This window comes from Glaciihabitans sp. GrIS 2.15, assembly GCF_035984695.1.
Lineage (GTDB): Bacteria > Actinomycetota > Actinomycetes > Actinomycetales > Microbacteriaceae > Lacisediminihabitans.
This window is the reverse complement of sequence record NZ_JAXCHU010000008.1, coordinates 231,080-237,374: the sequence shown is the minus strand read 5'-3', so window position 1 is coordinate 237,374 and position 6,295 is coordinate 231,080. Positions and strand designations below refer to the sequence as shown.

6 protein-coding genes are annotated in these 6,295 nt (G+C 58.1%); 2 read left to right on the top strand and 4 right to left on the bottom strand.

Annotated elements, in window-relative coordinates; genetic code table 11:
• On the top strand, window positions 1-237 hold a 237-nt coding region (locus RCH11_RS13240), incomplete at its 5' end, for an LGFP repeat-containing protein (protein WP_442789048.1).
• Window positions 238-275: 38 nt separating this feature from the next.
• Here RCH11_RS13240 and RCH11_RS13235 read toward each other — a convergent pair.
• From RCH11_RS13235 to RCH11_RS13220, 4 genes are read right to left on the bottom strand one after another with little or no spacing between them, the layout of a single operon-like run.
• Window positions 276-2,099: an ArnT family glycosyltransferase gene (locus RCH11_RS13235; protein WP_327057483.1), complete on the bottom strand. Its 1,824-nt coding sequence runs from the start codon at window positions 2,097-2,099 to the stop codon at window positions 276-278.
• Window positions 2,099-2,758: a class I SAM-dependent methyltransferase gene (locus RCH11_RS13230; protein ID WP_327057482.1), complete on the bottom strand. Its 660-nt coding sequence runs from the start codon at window positions 2,756-2,758 to the stop codon at window positions 2,099-2,101. Before RCH11_RS13230 ends, RCH11_RS13235 begins: the two co-directional genes overlap by 1 nt.
• Window positions 2,755-3,777 (bottom strand): glycosyltransferase, encoded by a 1,023-nt coding sequence (locus RCH11_RS13225; RefSeq protein WP_327057481.1) that lies wholly within the window; start codon window positions 3,775-3,777, stop codon window positions 2,755-2,757. The genes RCH11_RS13230 and RCH11_RS13225 overlap by 4 nt, the downstream gene beginning before the upstream one ends.
• Window positions 3,778-3,790: 13 nt before the next feature.
• A complete protein-coding gene (locus RCH11_RS13220) occupies window positions 3,791-4,081 on the bottom strand; it encodes a hypothetical protein (protein ID WP_327057480.1) in 291 nt (96 codons plus the stop codon).
• Window positions 4,082-4,990: 909 nt separating this feature from the next.
• On the opposite strand from RCH11_RS13220, the gene RCH11_RS13215 reads away from it, so the two are divergent.
• Window positions 4,991-6,271 (top strand): glycosyltransferase family 2 protein, encoded by a 1,281-nt coding sequence (locus RCH11_RS13215; protein ID WP_327057479.1) that lies wholly within the window; start codon window positions 4,991-4,993, stop codon window positions 6,269-6,271.
• Window positions 6,272-6,295: the final 24 nt, after the last annotated feature.

Genomic DNA, 6,295 nt, shown 5'->3' with positions numbered 1-6,295 from the left:
GACGGTGCGTGTTATCAGGCGTTCCAGAATGGCTGGATTGTGCAGTCTCCGGTGGGGGTGTTCGCGGTTCCGACCTCTGTTCTCCAGACGTGGGGCTGGTACGGCCGGGAATACGATGTTTTCGGATTCCCCACTACCAAGCCATCCGCCAACCCGACGACCGGTAACTACGTCCAGGCCTTCCAAGGCGGCAAGGTCACTGTGACCAACGGAACACCAGTTGGAACAATCAACTGATCTCGGAAGCGGGGCATCCGATAAACCTCAGACGGACCTTACTTCAGCTTCCACAGCGTGAAGTTCGATGTTGCACTTGGCGAGACGACCGGGACGTAGAATTCGCGGAGAACTTCGAACTGCGTGGGGTACACGGGTTCTGAATAGTCCCAGAGAGACCGAGTCACCAAGTATGGTGCAGCAATTGTCTGCACCTGTGTGCGGAGTTTCGAGGGCGATAGGGACAGCAGGCCGGCGTCTTCGAAGAACGGTCGGTGGAGCTGCAGACCGACATCCTTTGGCGAGATGATCGAGACCCCGCGCGGGATGATCTTGGTCGCCCGGGCGAGGAACTCGCTCATGCCCCGTTCGCCGTAGTAATACCGAGTCGAGAACGGAGAGGTGAGGTTCACCAAGGAGGAGCTCGTCTGAACCATTGCCGGCGTCAGCACTGCCGCGGCGAGGAGGCTGACCAAGACAGCGTTCCTGTGCCGACGCATCCCCTGCTTCGCCTTAGCAATTGGAAGGAGCATCGTGAAGACTGTAGTGGCGATGACAACGCAAAGGAAAGTGGCGATTGCGAGGATCAATAACTCACTCACAGAGCGCGGATCAGTGCGCTCGATACGGTGGCTGATCATGAAGATGCCCACCGTTCCGGCCACCAGTATCGCGGAATAGGCAATCGACAGCACCTTGGTGGTGGCCCTCGTCCGCGAGCTCTTCACGGCGAACGGGTTCGGAAGAAGGGTCACAATCAGCGTGGTGACGAGGGCGAGGCCAGGCACGACCACTGCGGTGTATTTGGGGAAGCCGAAGGGGCTTCCGGAGATGTACGAATACGCAACGATAATCAGCAGACTTGAAACCACGAGCAGCCCAGCGAGGGACCGGCTGACCGCCGCAGGTTTGACTACGAGCAGGATGAGAATTGCCGCGACAGCAGACAACACGAGTGCCGGTCCGATCCAGACCACATTCGACCCGGGACCCACGACGAGGGTTTCGAACGTTCCTATGATTCCAGATCGTCCCGGTGCCCTGCTTCCGAGCGACCCAAACAGGTACTCGAATGGCGCATAGGCATCAAATTTGAGGATGGCGCCAAGGGCGAAGAGCAGGCCGAGGGAAACGGCTGTCCCTGCTGCGAAGGCGATGACTACCCACAGCAACTTGATCCAGCGTTGCTGTGTCGCGATGAGCGCGGAGCAGGCGATGATCAGGGCCACGATGGCGGCGATGGTGAACTTGGTCGACACCGCGAGCACTGCAAACCCGAAGAGCCCGAGAATCAGCCGCCGGGAGAGAGCCACCTGGGCGACCACCGTAGACAGCCAGATCGATAGCGTGACCACGAAAAGTCCGAGGGTTCCGTCGATGTCGGGTACCAGCGCATCGCTGATAACCAGGGGGTTGAGCAGGAAGAGCGCAGCCATGACGACGTACCCGTACTGCTTCAGCTGGGGCGCGATCCGCCTGAGGGCGAGGGTCGCGATGAAGAACGACGCGATGACGCAGATTGCCCCGAATGAGCGAACGGCATACGGGGACATACCCCAAATCCGCACCTGGCCGGCGAGTAGATAGTCATAAAGCGGAGGATGCCAGAGTCCGAGATCGTGAGGCCTGAATTCGCCGTTGTAGAAGAACGGCGCCCCATTCTTCACAATGCCATCAGCGACGTACGGGAAAACGGCCTCATCGATCACGTAGGGCTGACCCCACTGAGGCACGCTGATCACCAAGAAGGCGAGGATCACCGCGAGGCTGCCCCACAGTGCTCCGCCGCGCAATGGACCGAGGTGCGCCTTCAGATACCAGTGGTGAGTCTCCCTCTCCGGCGGCATAAGACGTTGCTGGGGAAGAGATGCCGTGTTTGCCATTATTCGCTCGTTCCTTTACGTGCGACAACCAGCATCTGTCCCGCCAGCGGCTTGAGGGGAGAAGCCAGATAGCAACGAATCAGGAACCGGGAGACGGGAAGTCGATTTTTTATGGAAAAGGGCATGAATCGCGCCTGGGCGCGATCGATCTGCCATCCTCGCGATGAGAGATAGTCCGCAAGAGAGACCTCGCTCCACATGCTCACATGAGTGAAGTCGTCGAAATATCGCTTGTAGGAGAGGCGGAAATTGGGCTGGATCAGCACGAGCTTGCCACCCGGCACGAGGATTCGGTAGACCTCTTTCACTAGAACATCGCACTGCTCGTGTGTCAGATGTTCGACCAAGTTGGAGGCGAACACTGCGTCGATGCTCGCGTCTTCGAGGAAGCCGAGTTCCAGGGCCGACCCGACGTGGGCCTCGACTCCCGGGGCGGCAGCGCCCACGACTCCCGGCCAGACATCCACCGCTATTCGACGTGCCGAGGTCGCACTATTGATGAAGTCGCACCACCCGGCCCCGAGTTCGACGATCGAGGCGGAGTCATTCATGACCTTGCTGAGCGCGAAATCCCAGAGCGCCGACCAGAGGACCACTCGCTTCTCGTCGTAGGTCAGACGGCTGTCGAAGTAGGCACGCCAGGATTCCGAGTTGCTCACGCCAGGTCCTTTGTTCGAATCAACTTCCAGGAGAAAAGCAGCCCAACGAGCATTTTCAGTCCGACGCGTGTGGCCCGGGAATTGGAGACGTTCCCGCCCTTCGACTCCCCGACACGGGCATAGAAGGTGATGGGTGCCTCGACCAGTTTGAAACCGTTCTTGATGGTGGTGTCCAGGAAGTGAGCGTTGAATTCGAGGTTCACACGGGGGTCGTAGTCCCTCAGGTGGTCTCGAAGGAAGGATGACCGGCAGAGCTTGTAGGTAGTGCCTAGATCAGTCACGGTGCCGCGACCTAGGTGTTTGAACTCCAGCAGCTTTCCCCCTACGAAGTTGCCCCAAAACATGAAGGTCGTCAGTTGTGTGACCTTTTCGCGCAGCTGCTCGACGATGCGAGTTCCATTGACCACATCACCGTGGGGGATGTAGGCGAGCAGTTTCTCGAGGTCGGATGATCGAAAGGTCATATCGCCTTCGCACAAAGCTACGAGCGAAGTGTCCTGATACTTGGCTCCCTCTGTCAGGGCACGGTGAACGCAATAACCGTAGCCGGACCTTAGCTCCGTGACCACGATCGCGCCCGCTTCGAGAGCGGCCTGCGACGTCCCGTCAGCGCTGTTGTTGTCGACGACGACGACCCGTTTGGTAAGCGGATTGGAGAGAAAGTCTCTCACCGCGTCGGCGATGCTTGGCTCGTCGTTATATGCCGTGAGAACCACAGTTACGGCAGAGCGATCAACGTATGAATGGGAGAGCTCGTGGCCGTGGCGCCGCGCCCGATAAAACAGTGCGAAGTCAGCGAGAATCAGGAGCGTGCCGAGAACGATGGGTGCGCCGGACAGCCAGACAATGTCACGGAACACAGTCGACTGGACCGGGAAGATCAGCCGGATCGGCAGATTCACCAGCGAGATAAGCACGAAAATGAAGACGCCAAAAAAGAAAGCGAGAATACCCCACATTGCGAGCGGGAAGGCTTTGACGAGTACAGACTGTTTTCGAGATTGGGGCGCGATCGACATGTGGTCTATAGGCCTAACGTAGTGAACCAAAAGCAATCATGAGTACTCCGCCCATGACGACGAGGATTCCGGCAATGGTGAGGGCGCTTAGTGATTCTCCCAGAGCGAGGCCAGCAACGGTTGCGACGATAGCGATCGCGCCTGCAGTGATGACTGGATGTGCCACAGTTGCCGGAAAGAGGCTCAAAGCGTGCACGTAGACGAGAAATGCGAGCCCATAAGTCATCACTCCAACCCAGAGAGGCCAATTACCCACCCACGACGATACCGGAGTCGTGAAGGAAGGTAGCTTGCGCGGCGGCATCGAACTCACCTTAATGAGGATGCTGGCGCTGGCGTTCAGTAAGACGCCTAAGACAAGAACAAACCACTTCACAAGGGGTCAGCCTAGGCGAGGCCGAAGGTCAAAGAGAACTGATGCACCCGCTCCCCATTCGATCGACGGGAGAAACCTGCCTGCTCACTCCCAAAAGTTCTGCCACATCGAACGAACGGCTCCTCTCAATCGAAGCCAGGGGACGAAGTCTGTGACGTGAGGCTGCACGATACTGGTCTGGCCTCGCGGGGAATTCATTGCGCTTTTGTCTGCTGGGTGTGTTCCTTGACTCGATGACGCATGAGCTACCTTTGTACAAACTGGCGGGCCAACGCTCCCAGCCTTAATGGCTCGGGGATGCGGCGTTGAAACTGGCTCACCGTTTTGACGACAGGCGACGAGCGAATCCCGTCGCTATGACATCCATTTGAGTGCGGTACTCGTGACGCGGAGGTGGCCAGGGTGGGTGGAGCGTTAAGGTCGTCGATAGTAGTTCAGGCGGTTGTCGGCGATTCGGTGCCGCTCCTTTTTGACAGGTGGTTCGATTCGGTTCTCGATGCACTTGGAAGTTCCGCCGAGATTATCAAGGGCTGGAGAATTTCCGTCGGCGATTCCTCCCGAAATTCGCCGCTCGATGCGCGGACTATCGGCCAACTTGATCTACGCGCACGCGCGGTCGGAGGATCTTTTTCCTACACGCCCCTCGAGCCAGACGATTCTTGCTGGGAAAGTCACCGTTTCCTTTTCGAGCGAGGGGTTGAGGATCTCACACTCGTGCTCGAGCCAGACACTGTCATCCTCGCGAGTACGATCCTTCGGATGGCACGTTCGCTAGCGATGGGCGTCAGAGCAGTGGACGCACGTCGGGTCCCGCTCGATCCGTCGACGGAATATGGTTTGACTCTCGTTGAAATGCTTGAGAACGGGGGGCGCTGCATCCTGCTTTCGCGCCATCCGGCTGAGAATACGGGCGCTGGTCGAAATGAAATCACTCATGAACCAGGTGCGACTAAATCAACCAGTACGTGGCCGGACGATCTAATTCCAGTGCACTGTCCTCAGGCGATGGTGTTCAGCCCATCAAATGCTCCCCGGGCGTCGGAAGTGCTTCTGGATAAGATGAGCGCTCGCCCCGGTACGGGTTCTCTTCTCGAGGATATATTGAATGCTGCCGAGCTCGCCGAAGCGCGACAGAATGTCGCAAGCGCTCTGACGTCGGCGAATGCTCCCCTTCTGTCAATCGTGATGAGGACGCAGGTCCTCCGGCCGGAGGCACTTCGCGAAGTGCTGCTCTGTCTGGCGGCACAGACGGATAGACGGTTCGAGCTCAAGCTGATCGTCCACGACGGAAGCCTCGAACACGCCGCGCTAATTTTGGACGATCAACCGAGCTGGCTGAGGCTACGCACTCGAATCCTGCCAGCCTCCGGAGGAACCCGATCTCATCCGCTCAACATTGGGATTGCAGCCTCGACCGGCACGATGATCTCCTTCCTTGATGACGATGATCTGGTGTTCAGCTCTTGGGTCGAAAGTTTTCTCAACACCGCGGAGCAGCATCCTCGGAGGGTCATCCGCACATCTGCAGGGGTTCAGGGGGTCACGACCATGCTGTGGCCAGAAGGCCTTGAGGGATACCGAAATGAGTCCGAACTGAGCACCCCATACCCCTTGGTATTCAACTTGGCGGATCATTTGCGTGTAAATATGACCCCCTTCATGGCATTCGCTTTCCCGCGAAGATTCTTCGACATATTTGGCGGCGCAGACGAATCACTGACGGTCTGCGAGGATTGGGACCTGGCCCTCCGCGCGGCGCGAGTGCTTGGAGTTGTTGACTTGCCCGTAGTGACGGCTATCTATCGACGATGGAGCTCTGGTCGGGATTCCTATTCGCTGCACGATCAATCGGTATGGGAGCGCGATATGACTCGAGTGAAGGAGAAGATCGATGCTGCCCCGATGATTGTGCCGGCTGGGGGAGCGTCTGATTTGGAACAATTCTCGGGTCAACGGGGTATCTCGGCGCAACTAGCTGCTGCCTATGGGAGTGCAAGTTGGCGATTCACCGCTCCATTGCGCGCGACGCTAGTGCTCGTAAGAACACTCTGGCGACCGGGCCACAGCCGCGTGCGTAGCATCGACCAGTTACCCGACCAAGACGCACCCAATTGCTAGAATATTCTCTTACACGCGCACTGG

What these genes read in the sequence shown, in the direction of transcription:
- RCH11_RS13235 (WP_327057483.1), bottom strand. Translation starts at nt 2,099, where the DNA reads ATGGCAAACACGGCATCTCTTCCCCAGCAACGTCTTATGCCGCCGGAG.
- RCH11_RS13225 (WP_327057481.1), bottom strand. Translation starts at nt 3,777, where the DNA reads ATGTCGATCGCGCCCCAATCTCGAAAACAGTCTGTACTCGTCAAAGCC.
- RCH11_RS13220 (WP_327057480.1), bottom strand. Translation starts at nt 4,081, where the DNA reads ATGCCGCCGCGCAAGCTACCTTCCTTCACGACTCCGGTATCGTCGTGG.